The sequence below is a fragment of the Pseudomonas sp. LAMO17WK12:I1 genome, from assembly GCF_900177315.1.
Lineage (GTDB): Bacteria > Pseudomonadota > Gammaproteobacteria > Pseudomonadales > Pseudomonadaceae > Aquipseudomonas > Aquipseudomonas marginalis.
The window spans coordinates 212,517-232,906 of the sequence record NZ_FWZV01000001.1 but is presented as its reverse complement, the minus strand read 5'-3'; the positions used below and the strand labels follow the sequence as shown (position 1 = coordinate 232,906).

The following is a 20,390-nucleotide window of genomic DNA, read 5'->3' as shown; positions in this document are numbered from 1 at the left end:
TCAAAAACATAACAAGAGGTTTTGTGATGAAAACAACCACGTCCGGGCTGTGTGAAAAGCCTGCGTTGCAACGCACCCTGAGCAACCGCCACATCCAGCTGATGGCCATGGGCGGTGCGATCGGCACCGGCCTGTTCATGGGCTCCGGCAAGATCATCGCGTTGTCCGGCACCTCGATCATCCTGATCTACATGATCATCGGGCTGTTCGTGTACTTCGTGATGCGCGCCATGGGTGAGCTGCTGCTGTCCAACCTCAACTTCAAGAGCTTCGCCGACTTTGCCGGCGCGTACCTGGGCCCGCGTGCGGCGTTCTTTCTCGGCTGGTCGTACTGGCTGAGCTGGAGCGTGGCGGTGGTGGGGGACGCGGTGGTGGTCGGCGGGTTTTTCCAGTACTGGTTCCCGCATGTGCCGGCATGGATGCCGGCGGTGGGCATGCTGTTGACGCTGTTCGCGTTGAACGTGCTGACGGTCAGGCTGTTCGGCGAAGTGGAGTTCTGGTTCGCGATCATCAAGATCATCGCGGTGCTGACCCTGATCGGCGTGAGCGTGGTGCTGATTGCCAGCTCGTTTGTCTCGCCCACCGGGGTCACGGCCTCCGTGAGCCACTTGCTGGACAAACAGGCGGCGTTTCCCAATGGCCTGTTCGGTTTTTTCGCCGGCTTCCAGATGGCGATCTTTTCCTTTGCCGGCACCGAACTGATCGGCACCGCAGCCGCCGAAACCCGAGCACCGGAGAGGACCTTGCCCAAGGCGATCAACTCGATTCCGCTGCGCATCATCCTGTTCTACGTGCTGGCCCTGGCGTGCATCATCGCGGTCACTTCGTGGCAACAGGTGTCGCCGAGCAAGAGCCCGTTCGTGGAACTGTTCCTGGTGGCGGGCTTTCCAGCGGCGGCGGGGATCGTCAATTTCGTGGTGCTGACCTCGGCGGCCTCGTCGGCCAACAGCGGGGTGTTCTCCGCCAGCCGCATGTTGTTCGGCCTGGCTGACCTGGGGGACGCCCCGGGTATCTTTGGACGCTTGTCGAAAAGCAGCGTGCCGTTTATCAGCCTGGCCTTCACCACCTTGCTGATGCTGCTGGGCCTGGTGTTGCTGTTTGTGGTGCCGGAGGTGATGACCGCCTTCACGATTGTGTCGACGGTGTCGGCGATCCTGGTGATTTTCACCTGGTCGACCATCCTCGCGTCCTACATTGCGTACCGCAAAAAGCGCCCTGACCTGCACGCCAGATCCCTCTACAAGATGCCCGGTGGTGTGCCGATGGCCTGGTTTTCCCTGGCCTTCATGGCCTTCGTCCTCGGCCTGCTGGCGTTGCGGCCGGATACACGCCTGGCGCTGTACGTGATGCCGGCCTGGTTTATCTGGCTGGGCATTGCCTTTCAGTTTTCACGCTTCAAGGCGGCCGGGGTGGTCAATCCCGGTCATAGGTGATTCACGGGTTCCCTAGAACTCCATTCTCAGGCCGACCGTGCCCTGGCGGCCGTTGAAGGTGTTGCTGTCCAGGTTGCGGTTGTAGCCCACCTCGCCGTACAGGCTGATGCCCGTGGCCACCTTCAGCGTGGCGCCGGCGCCCAGGTCCAGGGTGGTGGACTTCTGCTCGGTGTCGATGGCTGTCACACCGTTGAAGGTGACGGTGTTCTGCCCGGCACTGGTGTGCCAGACATTCGCCCGTACGTAGGGTTGAAGCGGCATGCTGCGGACCTGATAGTCACCGCGCAGGCGCACCCCGAGGCGGCTGGTGACGTTAGTGTCGGCGTCATAGGAAACGTTGGAGATCCCGTCGTTTTGCTTATCCAGTCTGGTCTTGCCGACGATCAGTTGCGCCTGGGGTTCAACCACCCAGTTACCCATCCCGGCAAACGGCCAGCCGACTTCGGCGGACGCCGTGACATTGTGCCCCCGGGTGTCCATCTTCACGCCACGATCCGACTCGTTATTGCCGTCGAAGCGGGTGCCCATCAATACCAGGTCGAGGTAGGCCTGGTTGGCGCCGATCAGCGTCCAGTAGACCCCCAGGCTGTCCCCGCGCAAGGTGGTCTTGCCGGCGTCCTTGTCCTGCCAGCCGCCGTTGAAGCCCTTGATGTTGCCTTTGAGGGTGCTGTGGCCGACGAAGAACCCGCTGCGTTGGGTCAGGCCATTGTCGTAGGTGCTGGCGTACAGGTCGGTACCCACCTGGAAGCCGGTCACCGAACTGTCGAGCGACGGGCTGACCGTCCCGGTAAAGCTCTGGCGCGTGCTGTTGCCGTAGGTCCGCCCCCAGCCCGAAGTGAACGGGCCGGTGTGCAACTGCTGGCTTTGGTCGCCCATGCGTTGGTGAAAGGTGCCGAGCATGCCCTGCACGAGTTGCTGTGCGGCGGGAAACAACGCAGCGTAGATCGGCACTTCCGGACGATAAATAGGGATCGGTTCGGTCCCGGGATTGGGCGGCAGCGGTGGTTCACCGGGAACCGGGGTGGGTAACGGCACGATAATCACCGGGCCAGGCGGCACCACGGGGATCGTCGAGCGCAGGTAGTAGTTCTCCGCCGTACCGGCCGTGACACCGCCTTTGAACAGGTAGTAGTCGAACGCGCCGGCAGGTACCGGGCCCGCCAGTGTAAATGCGCTGCCACTGCCAGACGCGCCGTTGAGGGCCTGCACCACCTGGATGCCGTCCTGCAGGGTGGCCGCGCCCGCGCCGCCGAGGTTGGTGACGCTGATGGCGGTGGTACCGGCGAGGGTGCCCTGGTTGATGATCAGTTTGTCGCTGGGGGAATCATCCGCGCCCAGGGCGCTTTGCAGTAAAAGCCGTCCATTGTCGCCGGTGTAATTGCCATTGATGGTCAAGGTGTCGCTGGTGCGGGTGTTGCCGGTGGTCATGTTGAGGGTGCCGCTGTTGGTGACGTTCACCCGTTGGCCGGCCGTAAACGGGTCGATCACCCCGGTGCCGATCAACAGTTCACTGGTCCCGTCGATGCTCAGGCTGCCCGTGCCGGTGTCGCTGTCACCCAGTTTCAGCGTTCCGCCCAGGATCAGCTGCGACTGGTTGTCCAGCCGAATGCTCTCCCAGTTGGAAAACAGGCCCGGATCGCCTGCCTTGGTATTGTCCAGTGTGAGCGTGTCGACACCCAGGCCAGCGTCGATCAACTGCGCCGCGGCCAGTTGGGTATTGACCAGGTTTTGCAGCACCGCCGTGTCGTCACCGGCGCCCAGCAGTACGAACGAATGCAGGTTGCCACCGGTCCATTCGAAGTGATCGTCGCCAAAGCTGAGGAGTATCTGGCCGTTGACGTCACCACCGGACACCGCCACGTGATCGTTGCCCCCGCTGACACTGATATTGCCGCCGACGAAGGCCGTGCCCGAGATCAGGATGGTGTCGTCGCCGAAGCCGGTTACCAGGTTGGCGATGATGCTGCCACCCGACATATCGAACAGGTTGTTGTCGAGTTTCATGTCGACTCGGCCAATGCGGCCGCCGCTCATCTTGGCCCGGTCGCCATCCTCGAAAGCACCGTCGATGATGCCGCCGCTCATGTTGAAGTCGTCCAGCCCATCGCCCTGGGCCAGTGACGCAATCCTGCCGCCGCTCTGGGCGTAGCTGTCGACGCCTGCGCCCTGGCTGACGGCGCCGGCCTGGCCGCCGCTGATCTGCGCCACATCCGCGCCCGAGCCCTGGCTGACGCTGCCGGTGATGTTGCCCAGGTTGAGCCGGAAAATATTACTGCCATCGCCCTGGTTGAGGTTGCCATCAATCCCGGCACTGGGCCCGTTCACATCCACCAGATCGTTGCCGGCGCCATAGGTGACATTCCCGGTAATCCGCCCCGTGGCGCTGAGGTTCAGGGTGTTATTGCCGGCACTGTCGGTAAAGCCTGGTGCCGTGCCGCTGTCGCAGGAAGAGAGGTCGTCGCCGGCGGTGTTGCTGATGGTGCACGCCCCGTAAGAGGCGCTCGGCAGTGTCGCCAGGGCAATCAGGTACAACAGGGTCGGAGTCCGTGAGCGCATGATCCATCCTCGTGCGAGGGGAAAGTTGCCCCGGCACCGGCAAAGGCCGGTGCAGGCCAGACCATGACAACGTGACACGCGATACGGAGCAGGGAGTGCGGGTTACCTGTTCGAAAACACCGGCCAATGCAAGGAGTTGGCATGGCTTTCTCGACTGCACCTCAACGGGTGCAGCGCTGTTTGCACCCTAGCCATACATCGTGCAGGGCGCTACTGTCAGAGTTGACAGGTATAGACGAGCTGCCGGTCTTACGAAAACACAATCTCGTAAGGCTCGCGCATACGCTCCAGCAGCACCTGGGCCAATATCGGCGCCAGGCCGATCTGCGGGTCGCCCGCCAACTGGCTGGCATACGCATGGACGGCGTGGAGTTTGCGCGCCACGGTCCAGGTGTCCAGGCGTACCTTGCGCGCCCGCTGCCAGGGGATCGTCGCACCCTCGCGGGCGGGGCAGTGCCAGGCCCAGATCGGCAGTTCATAGAGCTGCGCGCCCACCAGCCTGCAGGCGTTGGCGCTGGCACGGCCGACGGCCTCATGGTCGTCATTGCCGTCGTTGCGCCAGGTGGAAAACACCACATCGCCCGGTTGCAGGTAGCGCGCGATAAATTGGCTCAGTTGCGGTTCGCGGGCGGCGAGGGCGTTGTCGCAGAAACCGCCGCGAATCCACTTCAGGCTGTGCAAGGGCATGCCCAGGCGGCGCAGCGCCTCGGCGCTTTCCTGGGGCCGCACCACACTCAGGCGGCTGGCTGGCCACACGTGGGACCCCGGGTGGCTGGCACTGCCGTCCGTGATGGAGATCATTTGCAGGGGGTGTTCCAGGGTGCTGAGCAATTGCAGTAGACCACCGCAGGCCACCACCTCGTCGCCGGGATGGGGCGCGATGATCACCACGCGCGCGCCAGCGGGCACCAGGGAGGTGGTAGAGATAGGCGGGATTTGCGCCAGCTGCGGTGCGCTGTTCCAGATTTGCGCGGGGCCGCGACGGCCTTCACTGAGGGAGGCAGGCTTCATGGGCGTTACGTCCTTGTCGATTGATGCTGGGTCGTGCCCCGTTGACGGGACGACTCTATTTATTCACCACAGACTCCGCCGTGGTGCACGCGTGGTAATCCAACCCTGAATTACCAGCAAGGCGTCATCAGCATAGACAAGGATTGGTCGCTTTTACATTTTGCAATGTCGTTTTTTTCAAGACGCGCACATCAGGCTCTTCAAATAATCGCCGAACCCGCCCTGGGCGCGGGCCTCCAGGCGCGCGCTGGTGATGACTTGCGGGGCGTGGCTCCAGGCGATGGACGCCCCGCAGCGCTCGAGGTCGCGCACCAATTGCACATCTTCGTGACAGGGCAGCGGTTCGAACCCTCCGGCCCGCACATAGGCCCCGGCACTGATGCCCAGGTTGGCGCCATGGATATGCCGGTGGCCGTCACGGGCGTGGTACGCCTGCTGGTAACGGATCTGCGCCGCCGGGTCGAACCCTTCGCTCCAGGCGTCGACGGTCACGGTGCCGCACACCGCGTCGGCGCCCAGTGCCAACTGGGCCACCAGCCAATCGGGGGCCACGCGGCTGTCGGCGTCGGTGCATGAGATCCAGCGCGCACCCTGGTTGAGCAGGTGTCGCGCGCCCACCCCGCGCACATGGCCCACGTTGCGCGCCTGCACCTCCAGGCGCTGCACCGGGAACCCCTCGGCAATCGCCGCACTGGCATCGCTGCAACTGTCGAGCAGCACCAGGATCTGCACCGCTTCACCCAGCAGGCCTGGGTGACGGGCAGCCACCAATGCGGCCTCCAGACACTCGCCGAGCAGCGCCTCTTCGTTATGTACCGGGATCAGAATACCGATCATCGCAGGCCCTCAAGGGTGGCAACCGAAGTGCCGTCACGGCTCCACAGGTCGAGTAGAAAGTCGGGTTCGTGGTGGGTGGCGACCAGGGGCATCCCCAACCGCTCATGGAGCAGGGCATGCACCTGTTCGGCGGTCTGCGGGCACCCGTCGATCGTCGGGCGCCAGTGGCAGGCCAACACCTGGCCGCTGGCGGTGAGGCTGCCGAGGGCGCGATCGATCAAGCGGCACAGGTCATCGCGGTCGAGGTAGTAGCACAGCTCGCTCAAGACGATCAGATCGAATTCGCCGGTCGGCCATTGCCCGGGCAGGCGGCTCTGCTCCACTCGGGCATGGGCAAAGCCCAGCAAGCGGCTGCGTGCCAGGGCGACAGCGGCCGAGGCCGTGTCGCAACACAGCAGGTGATCACAGCGCGGAGCCAGCTCGAAGCTCAATTCGCCATTGGCGCAACCGGGTTCGAACACCGAGGCATAGCGCGGCCGGGTCAGGAGTGCCAGGGTCAGCGCCCGTTTGCGACGCTCGTACCAGCGTTGGCGAAAGGCCCAGGGGTCGTCGTTACCGGCAAACAGTTGATCGAAATACGGTGTCGCCACACTCATACGAATACCACTTCAAAAGGTTGTAGCAGACGTTCCACCACATAGGGCGCCAGCACCGGCGGCAGGCCGATCTGCGGGTCACCCTCCAGCTGGCTGGCGAACGCATGGATGGCGTGGCGCTTGCGCGCGACGGCTTCACAGGTCAGGGGGATTTTGCGGGCACGGTGCCAGGGCACCAGGCTGTTCTCGGGAGACGCCCAGTGCCAGGTCCACACCGGCAACTCATAGAGGGCCGCACCCACCGCGTGCGCTGCCTTGGCGCTCGCGCGGCCAACGGCCTCGTGGTCGCAATGGCCGTCTTCGCGCCAGGTGGTAAACACCACATCCGTGGGTTTGAGGTGGCGCTGGATAAAGGCGCTGAGCTGCTCTTCCCGCGCCGCGACCTGGCTGTCGCTGAAGCCGGCCCGCAACCATTTCAGGCTGTGCAACGGCACACCCAGGCGATGCAGGGCCTGGGCCGACTCCTGGGGGCGCACCACGCTCAAGCGCTCCACCGACCAGTGGGTGGAGCCGGGGTGACTGGCGCTGCCATCGGTGACCGAAATCAATTGAATGGGCCGGCCCAGTTCGGCCAAGCCTTGCAACAGGCCGCCACAGCCCAGCACTTCGTCATCCGGGTGCGGGGCGATGATCACCGCGCGGTGGCCCTCGGGCACCAATTGTTCGACGCTGATCTGCGGCAGTTCGGCCATCAGCGGCGAGTCCTGCCAGCGCTGCAGGGGCGTGCCCTGGCCGACGATCGGGTTGGGTTTCATAACTGCCACCTCCCTGTGGGTTCCCCGGCGACCAGTTCGCCGAGGCCGGCCAGGTCGCGTTCGGCATGGCTCTGGCGGACATACACCGGCAGGTCCGCCATCAACTGGGCGAAGTGCGGATCCTTGCAGTACGGACCCGCGCCCACGGCTCTGCCCACATGCCGCATGACCTGCTCGACGGTGTCCTCGATGCACGCGCGCACCTGCTGGGCCTGGTGCCGGGCATTGGCCCTGGGGTAGCGATCGATCTGTTCAGCGCTGGCCCGCAGCACACAGGCCGCGCTGTTCAAGGCGCTGTCGACCGCGCCCAGGTGGGCGAGGGCGTGGGGCTCCGAGCGCTTGCTGCAGTGATCGCGCAACACTTCGGCCAGGCGTTGTGCGGCACCGTACCAGCAGGCGGCGATACCGATGCCGCCTTGCCAGAACCCGGGGCGCGCGAGGTAGTCGCCGGGGCCGCCCACGGCAAGGCCATGGGCGCCGTCAAAGACGACCTCGACGCTGCCGGTGGCGGCCATGCCCACGGCATTCCAACCGTCGTGGGTCACCGTGATGCCCGGTTGGTCCATCTGCACCGCCACCAATTGCTGGCCGCCTTGTTCATCCCACGCCGTCAACAAACCATGGCTGAGCACCGCCGCCCCGGAACACCAGGCTTTACGCCCGTCCAGACGCAGGCGATGACCCTCGCAGCGCACCTGCACCTTGGCATTCGGCGGTTCTGCGGCCCACATGCCCCACAGACTGCCCAAAGGCGGCGCCGGGCTGCGCAGCTCGGCAATGATCGCCAACGCATCGGTGTGGCCTTCGAACAGCTTGCACAAGCGCAGGTCATGGCCAGCCACCTGCGCCAGGCGGCTGAACCGCCCGAGGGTGTCGCCGCTGCCAGGCAGCGGCAACTGATCGAGGCCTTCCTCCTGAAGTGCCCTCAAGGCCTTGGCCAGGGCCTGCGTGTCCGCATAGCCCTGGAAGCCTTGAAGGAATCCATGCAGTGCCATGTCACACCTCGTCGTCACGCTGCAGTTCGAACAGCAGCAGCGAGCGGCCGGTCACACCGTACTCGTGGTCGAACTCGAAGCGTTCCTGGCCACGTACCGCCGGCTCGTTGGTGTCGAGCATGCAGGTCCAGAACTCACCCTCCGGCACCGGCGGCAGGCGGAAATTGACCACGTCGTGGTGGGCGTTCACCACCAGCAACAAGGTGGCGTCGGCACCGGCGCGGCGAATCCCGGTTTCCTGGGCGCGGCCATCCATCAGCATGCCCAGGCAACGGCCGTGGCTGTCTTCCCATTGCTCGGTGGTCATCTCGGTGCCAGCCGGCGACAGCCAGGTGACATCCTTGACGCCGATGTCCTCGTTGTAGTCGCCCACCAGGAAGCGCCCACGACGCAGGATCGGGTAGGCCAGGCGCAGCTTGATCAGGCGCTTGACGAACTTGAGCAACGCCTTGCCGTCCTCGTCCAGGTCCCAGTTGACCCAGCCGATCTCGCTGTCCTGGCAGTAGGCATTGTTGTTGCCGTGCTGGGTGCGCGCGAACTCGTCACCGGCGACCAGCATCGGCGTGCCCTGGGCCAGCAGCAGCGTGGCGAAGAAGTTGCGCATCTGGCGCAGGCGCAGTGCGTTGATTTCCGGGTCGTCGGTGGGGCCCTCGACGCCGTGGTTCCAGGACAGGTTGTTATTGCTGCCGTCCTGGTTGTTTTCGTCGTTGGCTTCGTTGTGCTTGTCGTTGTACGACACCAGGTCATGCAGGGTGAAACCGTCATGGGCGGTGATGAAGTTCACCGAACTGTACGGGCGGCGGCCACGGTGGTTGAACATCTCGCCCGAGGCGGTCATGCGCCCGGCGAAGTCCGCCAGTTGGCCGTCATCGCCTTTCCAGAACGCGCGTACGGTGTCGCGGAAACGGTCGTTCCATTCAACCCACCCGGGCGGGAAGTTGCCCACCTGGTAGCCACCGGGGCCGCAGTCCCAGGGCTCGGCAATCAGTTTGAGCTGGCGCAGCACCGGGTCCTGGCGGCAGGCCACGAGGAAGCTGTGGCGTTCATCGAAGCCATCGCGGTAGCGGCCGAGGATGGTCGCCAGGTCGAAGCGGAAGCCGTCGACGTGCATCTCGTTGGCCCAGTAACGCAGGGAGTCGGTGACCATCTGCAGTACGCACGGGTGGCTCAGGTCCAGGGTGTTGCCGGTGCCGGAGTCGTTGATGTAGAAGCGCTTGTCATCGGGCATCAGCCGGTAGTACGAGGCGTTGTCGATGCCGCGCATGGACAGGGTCGGGCCGCGTTCGTTGCCTTCGGCGGTGTGGTTGTAGACCACGTCGAGGATCACTTCCAGCTTCTGCTCGTGCAGGTGCGCGACCATCTCCTTGAACTCGGCGATCTTGCCGCTGGCCAGGTAGCGCGGGTCGGGGGCGAAGAAGGCAATGCTGTTGTAGCCCCAGTAGTTGGTCATGCCTTTTTCCAGCAGGTGCTGGTCGTTGACGAAGGCGTGCACCGGCAGCAATTCCACCGACGAGATACCCAACTGGCGGATGTGCTTGAGCACATCATCTTCCATCAACCCGGCACAGGTGCCGCGCACGTCTTCGCCCACCGAAGGGTGGCGCATGCTGATGCCGCGCAGGTGGGTTTCGTAGATGATCGTACGGTCCCACGGCACCCGCACCGGCTGGTCGTTGCCCCAGGTGTGCGCCGGGTCGATGACCTTGCACTTGGGCACGAAGGGCGCACTGTCACGCTCGTCGAAACTGAGGTCGTCGTCCGGGTGGCCGATGGTGTAGCCGAACAGCGCTTCGGACCATTTGAGTTCGCCCACCAGTTGCTTGGCGTAGGGGTCGATCAGCAATTTGTGGTGGTTGAAGCGATGACCATTGGCCGGATCATACGGCCCGTACACGCGGTAGCCGTAGATCAGCCCAGGGTGGGCGTCGGGCAAGTAACCGTGGAAAATTTCGTCGGTGTATTCGGGCAATTCGATGCGCTCGAGTTCCACTTCGCCGGTGTCGTCGAACAGGCATAGTTCGACTTTCTCGGCGTTGGCCGAGAACAGCGCAAAGTTGACACCCAGGCCATCCCAGGTCGCGCCGAGGGGGAAGGGCAAACCTTCACGAATCCGCGACGGCTCGCTGCCCGGCGTCGAAGGGGTCTTATGGGGTTTGCTCATTGAGTTGCTCCTGCAAGGCTGTTTTTTCGGGCCGAACGCGGCCGTGCTGACGAGTTTTCAGCGGATGATAAGAAGAGTGAAATCACCTTTTGCCGACCGCGCCGGCAAAAGGTCGATGGCGCCGTGCGCGTTAAGCCTTGGGCTTTTTCGGCGCGGGGGGCTTCTTGGCCGCCGGCGGCGCCGGCTTGCTCGCGGCTGGCTTGGCTTTCGCCGCAGGCTTGGGGGCGGTCTTGGGCTTGGCGGCGGGCTTGGGTTTGCTCGGCGTCAGCGCTTCGGCTTCGGCCAGCTTGCGCGCCATCTCCCAGTGGCGCGCGTCTTCCCCGTGGGGTTTGCCTTCAGACTCCCAGATCTGATGCGCCAGTTCGCGTATGCGTTTGTCTTCAGTACTCATCACAATGCTCCTCACAGAAAATTTTCAGCTTTCTTGATCATCAGGATTGATAAAGACATTGACCGGGAAATCCCCCAGGGCAGTGCTGATCAACAGCTCCTTGTCTGGTGTGACTGCGCCTGTATGAAAAAGTCCCTTCCAGTTTTGCGTTGGTGCGGCGAACGGTAATTTCACCCGTGTATCGCCCCAAACCTGCGCATTGATCTGGGGATGCACACCGTTTTCAAGCAGTTCATGGGACCAGCGTGGCACCACTACCAGCACGCGTTTGCCCTGGTGTTCGCGGCAGAATGCGACCACCCGCCCGGCGTGTTGGCCGACCACTTCCAGCGCTGTATAGCGGCCGCTGCGGAACACCTGCGGATGGGCCTTGCGCAAGGCCAGTACCTGGGCAATCAAGGTTTGCTTGATACGCCCGTCACGCCAGTTGAACAACAGTTCGCCGATATCCGGCGGGGTATTGAGTGCCCGTTGCCGCGCGGTGAAATCCACCGGGCGACGGTTGTCCGGGTCCACCAGGCTGAAGTCCCAGAACTCATCGCCCTGGTACAGGTCCGGCACACCCGGCACGGTAAGGCGAAGCAAGGTTTGCGCCAGCCCATTCAGTGCGCCGGCAGGCGCGATGGCCTGAGCGGCGCTGCCGATCGCGCTACGCAGCGGCCGACCTTCCTCTGTGAGCAGCAGGCGGGTGAGAAAAGCCTCGACACCCTGTTCATAGGCCTCATTGGGCGCACTCCAGCTGCTCTGCAGCTTGGCTTCACGCAGGGCTTTTTGTTGCCACTGCCACAGGCGCTGGTGATAGCCTTCGAAGTCCTCGGCCTGGTCCAGCGGCCAACTGCCCAGCAACACCTGGTACAGGATCAGTTCATCGCCGGCCGACGGTGTGGCCGCGTCGTCGCGCAACGGCGCCGCCAGGGTACGCCAATGCTCCACGTGCTCGACATACCACGGCGCGCACTCGCTGAGCACGGCCAGGCGCGCGCGGGTATCTTCGCCGCGCTTATGGTCATGGGTAGCGGTGGCCAGCAGGTTGTCGGGGAAGGCCTGCAAGCGCTGTTGGTTGATGGCATGAAACTCGGCCAACGGCGCGCTGAACTGCTCGGTACTGAAGCCCACATCGTTGCGCGACAGCAGCACGGCCGAGCGGTAGAACGCGGTGTCTTCCACGGCCTTGGCCGCTGCCGGCGAGGTCAGTTGCTGGAAGCGCACACAGGCATGCTTGAGCATCTTGCGCTCGCGGCCCACCGGGCGATTGCGCCAGGGTTGGCCGCCGAGCCAATTTTCCAGATGCTCGAGCACCGGCCAGTCGCCCTCGCCAAGGGTCGTGCGGGCGCCGTCCATGGCCTGCTGGAACACCTTGTCGTCATCTGCGCTGCGACCGCGAGCACTGATATAGGTGCGGTACACCGGGAAGTGCACGATCAGTTCCTGCAGCGCGCGGCGGATTGCGCCGAGGGTCAGGTCGCGGGTCATCACGTCGTCGCGGGCCACTTGCAACAGGGCCTGGGCCACGCTTTCAAAGTCGCCGCCCAGGGAGCCGTTGAGGATTTGCTGGCGGGCCAGCCGCGCCTCTTCGATAAACGCCGAGGGCCGTTCGCTGTGACGCGTCCATAAGTCCGCCAGCGGCGCAAAGCCCTCGGGATGGTGTTGCAGCAGCGACAGTTGGTTCATGAATTCGTAGCCGGTGGTGCCGTCCACTTGCCAGTCTTCGCGAAGGGTTTCCCCCTCGCCGAGGATTTTTTCGACGAAGATCGGCAAGTGCCGTTCGGGCGACAGCGTATCCACCCGACGGCGCAGCTTGCGGCAGTAACCGCGCGGGTCGGCCAGGCCGTCGATGTGGTCGATGCGCAGACCATCCACCAGGCCTTCGCTGATCAATTCGAAGATCTTGCCGTGGGTGGCTTCGAACACTGCGGTGCGCTCCACGCGCAGCCCGCCCAGTTCGTTGACGTCGAAGAAGCGCCGCCAGTTGATATCGTCCGCCGCCGTGCGCCAGCTGGCCAGGCGGTAGGCCTGTTGCTCGAGCAACTGGTGCAGGCGCTTGAAGCCCTCGGGCGTGCGTCCGTCGAACTCGGTCAGCCGGCGTTCGATAAGCTCGAGGACTTCGGTGGCACGCTCGGCCAATGCCTGCTTGAGCCAGGCGGCTTCGGCGTAGGCGTCATCCTGATAGGCCAGGGCGCTGAAGCGGTCGGCCAGGGGTTTGAGCAGCTCGTCGGTGCCGAGGATCGCCGCGTAATCCCGTGGGCAGATCGGGAAGCGATGTTCGTAATGCTCAACATGAAACGCGCCGTGGGCGGCATCGAAATGCAGCGTCAGCGTGCCGCTCTGCAAGGCTTCGCCGTAGTCGCTGCCGAGAAAGGGCATGAGCAATTGGCCCTTGAGCAGCGGGTCGGGGGAGTGCCACTGGATATCGAAGAATTCGCTGTAGGGACTCAGCCGGCCCCATTCCAAAAGGTCCAGCCACCAAGGGTTGTCAGCGCCGCCCACGGCCATATGATTGGAGACGATATCGAGGATCAGCCCCATATCGTGCTCGCGCAGGGCCGCGACCAGGCGACGCAGGGCCGGATCGCCGCCCAGCTCGGGGTTAACGCTGGTGGGGTCGACCACATCGTAGCCGTGCATCGAGCCGGCGCGGGCACTCAGCAGTGGCGAGGCATATAGATGGCTGATGCCGAGCCGGGCGAAGTACGGCACCAGTGGCACAGCATCGTCCAGGGTAAAACCTTTGTGGAATTGCAGGCGCTGGGTAGCGCGCAGGGGCAGGGCTTTCATCGGTCACGCTCGTAGGCTTGGTTGCGCGCGACGGCCAGCAGTTCAAGGCGGCGCGCGGCACCGGCGTTGTCGAGCAGGCTGGAGGCCTCGCCCGGCAGACGGCGGCGCCAATTGGGGTGGGTGTCGGTGGTGCCGGGCAGGTTGGCCTGTTCTTCCAGGCCCAGGGCATCTTCCAGCGGCAACAGCACCAGCGGCGCACGGGTGTGGCCGAGGTAGCGCACGCTGGCGTCGATCATATGGTCGGTTTCATTGCGGATCTCATCGACGAAGTTCTGCGGGTCCTGGCTCAAGGCCTGGCGCAGCGCCTGGCGTTCACGCAGGCGGTGCTCGCTCCATTGCTCCACGGTGGGCGCATCGATCAGGCCCAACTGGACGTTCCAGTCGATATCGCGGCTGTGCCACCAACCGTTGAGGGTCGGCAAGTCGTGGGTGCTGGTGGTGGCCAGGGCGTTGTCCGGCCAGTCGAGGATCGGCTTGAACTGGCCATCGTGGCCCTGTTCGAACAACAGCACGCGCATGCCGAGGATCGAGCGGGCGACGAGTTTTTCGCGCAGCCCATCGGGCACTGTGCCGAGGTCTTCACCGAGCACGATCGCCTGGTGGCGGTGGGATTCCAGCGCCAGCAGGCGCAACAGGTCGTCCACCGGGTAATACAGGTAAGCGCCGTCACGCGGCGAGGCGTCCATGGGGATCACCCACAGGCGTTGCAGGCCCATTACATGGTCGATGCGCAAGCCGCCGGCATGGGCGAAGTTGGCCCGCAGCATCTCGATAAACGCGCGGAAACCGTTGCGCTTGAGACCTTCGGGCGAGAACGCGGAAATGCCCCAGCCCTGGCCGGCACGGTTCAGGATGTCGGGTGGCGCGCCCACGGTCAGGTCGGCCAGCAACTCATCCTGGCGGCTCCAGGCCTGGCTGCCACCGCCGTCGGCACCGACGGCCAGGTCCGCGATCAAGCCGACGCCCATGCCGCTGCCTTTGGCGGCTTGTTGGGCGCGCTCCAGGCAACGGGCGATCAGCCATTGGCCAAAGGCGTAGAAGCCGATCTCGGCGTGGTGCTCTTCGGCGAACGCAACCAGCGCAGGGCTTTGCGGCGAGCGCCACTCTTCAGGCCAGTGGCGCCAGTCAAGGTCCTCGCCTGCAGCGGCGCGCACTGCCTGCACGGCTTCGAAGCGACAATGGTTTTCCAGCGCCTCGCCACCGGCCTGGCGAAAGCTCAGGAAGTCGGCATGCTGCGGGTGATGGCCGTGACGGAAGTCTTCATACAGAACGCGCAACAGCCGCTGTTTGGCTCGCGCAGCGGCCGGCCAGTCGATCAGGCTGTGCTGTTCCAGCGCGCGCAGCTCTTCTTCCAGGCCAAGGGCTTCAATCGCATTGCGCACCTCACGTTCGCCGAGAATGCAGGCGGGCGAGGCATACAGGCTGTTGAGGAACAGGCGGCTGGACGGCGAGTACGGGCTGTAGCGCTCGGTATCGGCGCTGAACATCGCGTGCATCGGGCTGATCGCCAGGGCATCGGCGCCGCGTTCGGCGGCGGAACGGACCAGGTGTTCCAGGGCCAGGGTGTCGCCGAAACCGCCATCGCCCAGGCGGCGCAGTGAATACAGCTGGGCGCTCAGGCCCCAGGCGCGGGCGGGGCGGTTGTCCACCGCTTCGGCCACGCTGTAGCAATGGGTGGGCGCGACCGCCAGGGTAAAGCTCTGGTTGTCGATCTGCACCTGGTGGTAGCCCAGGGCGATAACCCCGGGAAGCACGGCATCGCCGTCGAGGCGCAGTTCCAGGCTTTCGCCGTCTTCGAGGTTGACCCGGCACAGGGTGTCGGGTTCGAAGTAGCGCGCCAGGTCGAGGCCTTCGCCGCTGTCGACGGTCATCAGGGGCGGCAGGTGCTTGTCTTGTTGCACCCGCTCCAATTCAAGCAGGCTGGCGTTGATGTCGGCATCGTTGTCGGCCGGGTGGCCCAGGCCTTTGAGAACCGCGCGCAGGGCGTCGGGGGTCACTCGTTGCGGGCGGCCGTTTGCGTCGATCCAATCGACGGCCAGGCCCGCGCGGCTGGCGAGGATTTCCAGGTTCGCTTCGCTCAAGGGTGCTCTCCAACAGGGGATAAGGTGACGCGGGCGCTGAAGGGCGGCAGTTGCGCACCTTGCAGGGCCGGCGTTTCGAACAGGACCGGCGCGGTGGCCGGGTGATCCAGCGGCGTGGCGCTCAGGTTCAGGTCGATCTGCAACAGGCTGCCGTTGCCCAGGCGCCAGCGCGCACTGACGGCGGCGTAGGCCAGCACCTGCGCGCCCAATGCCACGGCGCCAGGCAGGTGCGGCACGATATGGCGATGGCGCAGGCCCAGCAGTTGGCGGTAGAGCTCGGCGTGTGGGGTGTCGGCGATCACCGGGGCCGATTGCGCGAATGTCGACAGTGCGTTGGGATCCGGGATGCGTTCACGGCGCTCGGGGTCATGGAACGCGGCGAAGTCGGCAAATTCATTGCGTCGGCCTTCGCGTACCGCTTCAGCCAGTTCACCGTGGTGGTCGGTAAAAAACAGGAACGGCTCGCTGGCGTTCGCCTCATCCCCCATGAACATCAGCGGAATCATCGGCGACAACAGCAGCAGGGCGGTTGCAGCCTTGAGCGCCTGGGGCGAGCAGAGCTGGTGCAGGCGCTCGCCCAGGGCGCGATTGCCGATCTGGTCGTGGTTCTGCAGGAACGCGACGAAGGCCGTGGGCGGCAAGTCAGCGCTCGGTTCGCCGCGCTCGTGGCCATGGCGGGTGGTGTGGCCCTGGTAGATAAACCCTTCGCCCAGGCAACGGGCGAGTTTGGTGGTGGGATCCTGGGCAAAGTCGCTGTAATAGGCATCGGTCTCGCCGGTCAGCAACACGTGCAGCACGTTATGGAAGTCATCATTCCATTGCGCGTCGAAATCCTCCTTGAGCAGGCTGGCCTGGTTCAGCTCGTTTTCCAGCACCAGCCACACCTGCCGACCGGTATCCACCTGCTGGCGTACCCGATGCGCGAGTTCCTGGAGGAAACCGGGGTTGTCGATGGCGTGCACCGCGTCCAGGCGCAGGCCGTCGAAGCGGTACTCAAGCAGCCACATCAGCGCGTTATCGAGGAAAAAATTCCGCACCTCACGGCGCTCGAAGTCGATCCCGGCGCCCCATGGGGTGTGCACGTCTTCCTGGAAGAAGCCCTTGGCATACTGGCCCAGGTAATTGCCGTCAGGGCCGAAGTGGTTGTAGACCACGTCGAGAATCACGGCGAGGCCGTGTTCGTGGGCGCTGTCGACCAGGTGCTTGAGTTGCTCGGGCGAGCCGTAGGAAGACTGCGGTGCGTAGGGCAGTACACCGTCGTAACCCCAATTGCGCTCACCGGGAAATTGCGCCAGTGGCATCAATTCAATCGCGGTGACGCCCAGCTCGGCCAGGCGTGGCAGGTGCTTTTCGACTTCGGCGTAGCCCCCCATCGCGCCGACGTGCACTTCGTAGATCACGGCTTCGTGCCAGGGGCGGCCTTGCCAGTTGGCGTGACGCCAGGTGTAGGCGAGCGGGTCGACCACCAGGCTCCAGCCATGCACGTCCGAGGCCTGGGCCCGGGACGCGGGGTCGGGAACGTCCATTTCCCCATCGATGTTGTAGCGATAGCGCGTGCCCGCCGGGCATTTCACTTCAGTCTCGAACCAGCCATCTGCCTGGGGCAGCATGGCGATGGATTTACCGTTTTCCAATTCAACGCTGACATAAAACGCGTCTGGCGCCCACAAGGCAAAACGCGTGTGTTGCGCGTCCAGCATGATTGCGCCGTGGGGCCAGGTTTCCAAAGTCCGTAACGGCATCTATGAAGACCTCCCTTGATTATTTAGTCGATTTCCCCAAGGCCTTGGCCACCAGTTGTTCATACAGCTCGGCGTAGGGTTCCACCGCCTGGCACCAGTTGAAGGGTTGGGTCATGGCGCGGCTGCGCATGGCGTTGAGCAGGCCTTTATTGGCGAAGACCCGGAACGCGCGGCTCAGGGCTTCTTCGTAGCTTTCTACGGTGGATTCATTGAACAGGAAGCCGGTGACGCCATTCTCGATGGTGTCCGCCAGCCCGCCGGTGTTGCGAGCCACGGGCAGTGAGCCGAAGCGCTGGGCATACATCTGGCTCAGGCCGCAGGGTTCGTAGCGCGATGGCATCAGCAGGAAGTCGCTGCCGGCGAACATGCGCCGCGCGTCGGTCTCGTTGAAGCCGATGCGCACACCGACCTGGCCCGGGAAGCGCAGCGCCAGTTCACGCATGGCCTGTTCTTCTTCCGGCTCGCCGCGCCCGATAATGGCGATCTGCCCGCCGTTCTCGACGATAAAGCTCGCCACCGCTTCGGTGAGGTCGAGGCCTTTCTGGTAGACCAGGCGCGAGACCACCGCGAACAGTGGGCCGGTGGAGTCATGCAGGCCGAACAGCTCGCGCACGTGGTCGGCGTTGATGGCCTTGCCTTCCCAGTCACCGATATTGAAGTTGTGGGTCAGGTGCGTGTCGGTGGAGGTTTCCCAACTTTCATCGATACCGTTGGGGATGCCACTGAGCAGGCCCTGCTGGGTCTTGGCGGCGAGGAAACCGTCGAGGCCGCAGCCGAATTCCGGGGTGGTGATTTCCTGGGCGTAGGTCGCACTCACGGTGGTGATGTGGCTGGAATACGCCATGCCCGCCTTGAGGAACGACATCTTGCCGTAGAACTCCATGCCTTCCTGCTGCAAGGCGTGAGGCGGGATACCCAGCTCCGGCGTCGAGGCCAGGCTGACCACGCCTTGATAGGCGAGGTTATGGATGGTGAACAGTGTGGGTGTGCGTGACCCACGCCAGTGCATATAGGCGGGGGCCAGGCCGGCGGGCCAGTCATGGGCGTGCACCAGGTCCGGGCACCAGTGGATCTGGGCCAGGTTGGCGGCCATGTCGGCGGCGGCCAGGCCCAGGCGGGCGAAGCGAATATGGTTGTCCGGCCAGTCGCGGCCGTTGTTGGCGCCGTAGGGCGTGCCTTCGCGCTCGTAGAGCTCGGGGCAGATCAGCACATAGATGACCAGGCCGTCCTTGAGGTCCATGCGCCCGATCTTGCACGGCGGCAGCGCGGCGTGGCCACCCAGCTCACCGATGATATGGATCGGGTTGTCGCTTTCCATCACCTGCGGGTAACCGGGGATCAGGACGCGCACATCATGCAAGTGGGCCATGGCGCGGGGCAGGGCCGCGGACACGTCGCCCAGACCACCGGTTTTCACCAGGTCGGCGAACTCGGAGGTGACGAACAATACCTTCTTGCGATTGGGATTATTACTCACGATCGGCCGCACAGTGTTGGGCAGGTCGGCCAGTGACGTTGGCCCCTCTGCCGCCTTACTAAAACGCTCTCCCTGAGTATCTACAGCGGCACTGATCATAGTTCTCTCCCAATGTTGGTTGGCTAATGGCCCGCTGCCACTAGCTCCGAAGACCGCATCCTGCGGCCAGGCGCACAAGCGCTATACAAGCTGGCAAGGCTTATGCCAGTTGCACGGTCGGCTTAAATAGATTGGATGGACGGGCATCGGGTGTGAACCGCGTGCACTCGCCCTACCTTAAAACTGGACCTACGGCAGAGTTCGAAAGTTTAGATTTTTTGCGGGGTTTTTGTTTTGGAAGGGACCCATCGGTCATCAGTCTAGGACAGATTCCAGAGCCTGTAGGGTTTGTGCGGGAATTTTGTAGGACAAAAAACTTGTAACCATATGCAATTGAGGAAGGCGAGAGGTTGTAGTGAGCAGGCTTGCCCTGCGCTGGAGTGCGAAGCGCTCCCAAACAATTTGGCGGCCTGCCACCCCGTTGCCGGTTTTCAGGGCCGCTTCGCGCCCCAGCGCAGGGCAAGCCTGCTCACCACGAAGATTAAGCTCACACCCTTAGTGCGGGTCGCACCTGATTGGTGCGTCAGCCAAGCACCCGAATGGGCGCGCCCTTGGCCCAGGCCTGGATATCTTCAATCATCTGCTCGTAGAACTGCCGGTAGTTCTGCTCACTCACGTAGCCCACATGGGGCGTGGCGAGTACGTTGGGCAAGTGGCGAAACGGGTGATCCACCGGCAGCGGCTCTTCGGCGTACACATCCAGCGCCGCGCCCGCCAGGCGACCAGTGGTCAATGCCTGCACCAGCGCCTGCTCATCCACAATCGGCCCGCGCGCGGTGTTCACCAACCGGGCCGTCGGCTTCATCCAACTCAATGCCTCGGCGTCGACCAGGCCACGGCTGCGGTCGCTGAGTACCAAATGAATCGTGAGAATGTCGGCCTGCTCAAACAGCTCGCGCTTGCTGACCCAGGTCGCCCCGGCCTGCGCGGCGTGCTCCGGCGTGAGGTTTTCACTCCAGGCCAGCACCCGCATACCGAATACCTGGGCGAACTGCGCAACCTTCTGGCCAATGCTGCCCAGGCCGAGCACTCCCAGGGTCTTACCGTGCAGGTCGCCACCCAGGCCCACCTGCCAGCCACCCGCGCGCAATGAGTTGGCTTCGGCCAGCAGATTGCGCGTAGACGCCATGATCAGCGCCCAGGTCAGCTCCGGCGCCGCCTGCTTGTAGCTGTCGGTGCCGCACACCTGGATGCCCAGGGCCTTGGCGGCGGCAATATCGATGGCGGCATTGCGCATGCCGCCGGTCACCAACAACTTGAGGTTGGGCAAACCCTGCAACAGCGCTTGGTCGAAGGTCGAGCGTTCACGCATGACGCAAATGACCGTGAACGCCTTTAAACGCTCAATCATCGTGGCGGTATCGGCCGGATAGTCGTGCAGGAAGTGCACCCGCCCCACGGCCTCCAGCGGCGACCAATCCACCACGCCACGGGCGACATTCTGCCAATCATCAATGACTGCGATCTGTACCGACATGCAC

The 20,390-nt window shown here is 64.1% G+C and carries 14 protein-coding genes; 1 reads left to right on the top strand and 13 read right to left on the bottom strand.

Annotated elements, in window-relative coordinates; translation table 11 throughout:
- Window positions 1–26: 26 nt before the first annotated feature.
- On the top strand, window positions 27–1,433 hold the full coding sequence (locus B9N88_RS01060) for an amino acid permease (RefSeq protein ID WP_027606751.1): 1,407 nt from the start codon (window positions 27–29) through the stop codon (window positions 1,431–1,433).
- 12 nt (window positions 1,434–1,445) lie between these two features.
- Here the strand turns inward: B9N88_RS01060 and B9N88_RS01055 are convergent, their stop codons facing one another.
- The 13 genes from B9N88_RS01055 to B9N88_RS00995 all read right to left on the bottom strand — a co-directional run bounded on the left by B9N88_RS01055 (window position 1,446) and on the right by B9N88_RS00995 (window position 20,386).
- Window positions 1,446–3,989 (bottom strand): autotransporter family protein, encoded by a 2,544-nt coding sequence (locus B9N88_RS01055; RefSeq protein WP_027606750.1) that lies wholly within the window; start codon window positions 3,987–3,989, stop codon window positions 1,446–1,448.
- 249 nt (window positions 3,990–4,238) lie between these two features.
- A complete protein-coding gene (locus B9N88_RS01050) occupies window positions 4,239–5,000 on the bottom strand; it encodes a PIG-L deacetylase family protein (RefSeq protein ID WP_027606749.1) in 762 nt (253 codons plus the stop codon).
- Window positions 5,001–5,177: 177 nt separating this feature from the next.
- A complete protein-coding gene (locus B9N88_RS01045; RefSeq protein WP_027606748.1) occupies window positions 5,178–5,837 on the bottom strand; it encodes a glycosyltransferase family 2 protein in 660 nt (219 codons plus the stop codon).
- Window positions 5,834–6,433, bottom strand: coding sequence for an SAM-dependent methyltransferase (locus B9N88_RS01040; protein WP_027606747.1), 600 nt, complete (start codon window positions 6,431–6,433; stop codon window positions 5,834–5,836). The genes B9N88_RS01045 and B9N88_RS01040 overlap by 4 nt, the downstream gene beginning before the upstream one ends.
- Window positions 6,430–7,188, bottom strand: a complete 759-nt coding sequence (locus tag B9N88_RS01035) for a PIG-L deacetylase family protein (protein WP_027606746.1) — start codon at window positions 7,186–7,188, stop codon at window positions 6,430–6,432. Before B9N88_RS01035 ends, B9N88_RS01040 begins: the two co-directional genes overlap by 4 nt.
- Window positions 7,185–8,183: an acyl-CoA dehydrogenase family protein gene (locus B9N88_RS01030; RefSeq protein WP_027606745.1), complete on the bottom strand. Its 999-nt coding sequence runs from the start codon at window positions 8,181–8,183 to the stop codon at window positions 7,185–7,187. Before B9N88_RS01030 ends, B9N88_RS01035 begins: the two co-directional genes overlap by 4 nt.
- A 1-nt stretch (window position 8,184) precedes the next feature.
- The gene (gene glgX, locus B9N88_RS01025; RefSeq protein WP_027606744.1) at window positions 8,185–10,344 is read right to left on the bottom strand and encodes a glycogen debranching protein GlgX; all 2,160 of its coding nucleotides are present in this window, start codon (window positions 10,342–10,344) and stop codon (window positions 8,185–8,187) included.
- Between the two features lie 130 nt (window positions 10,345–10,474).
- A complete protein-coding gene (locus B9N88_RS01020) occupies window positions 10,475–10,735 on the bottom strand; it encodes a DUF2934 domain-containing protein (RefSeq protein ID WP_027606743.1) in 261 nt (86 codons plus the stop codon).
- 24 nt (window positions 10,736–10,759) lie between these two features.
- Window positions 10,760–13,510 (bottom strand): malto-oligosyltrehalose synthase, encoded by a 2,751-nt coding sequence (locus tag B9N88_RS01015; RefSeq protein WP_027606742.1) that lies wholly within the window; start codon window positions 13,508–13,510, stop codon window positions 10,760–10,762.
- Window positions 13,507–15,591 carry a 4-alpha-glucanotransferase gene (gene malQ / locus B9N88_RS01010; protein WP_027606741.1) on the bottom strand — a complete coding sequence of 695 codons (2,085 nt, stop codon included), beginning with the start codon at window positions 15,589–15,591 and terminating at the stop codon, window positions 13,507–13,509. Before malQ ends, B9N88_RS01015 begins: the two co-directional genes overlap by 4 nt.
- Window positions 15,588–17,333 carry a malto-oligosyltrehalose trehalohydrolase gene (treZ, locus tag B9N88_RS01005; protein ID WP_027606740.1) on the bottom strand — a complete coding sequence of 582 codons (1,746 nt, stop codon included), beginning with the start codon at window positions 17,331–17,333 and terminating at the stop codon, window positions 15,588–15,590. Before treZ ends, malQ begins: the two co-directional genes overlap by 4 nt.
- Window positions 17,334–17,352: 19 nt before the next feature.
- Window positions 17,353–18,909 carry a glycogen synthase GlgA gene (glgA, locus tag B9N88_RS01000; RefSeq protein ID WP_074846904.1) on the bottom strand — a complete coding sequence of 519 codons (1,557 nt, stop codon included), beginning with the start codon at window positions 18,907–18,909 and terminating at the stop codon, window positions 17,353–17,355.
- Window positions 18,910–19,432: 523 nt separating this feature from the next.
- Complete coding sequence (locus tag B9N88_RS00995) at window positions 19,433–20,386, bottom strand: D-2-hydroxyacid dehydrogenase family protein (RefSeq protein ID WP_027606738.1); 954 nt, start codon at window positions 20,384–20,386, stop codon at window positions 19,433–19,435.
- Window positions 20,387–20,390 lie beyond the last annotated feature (4 nt).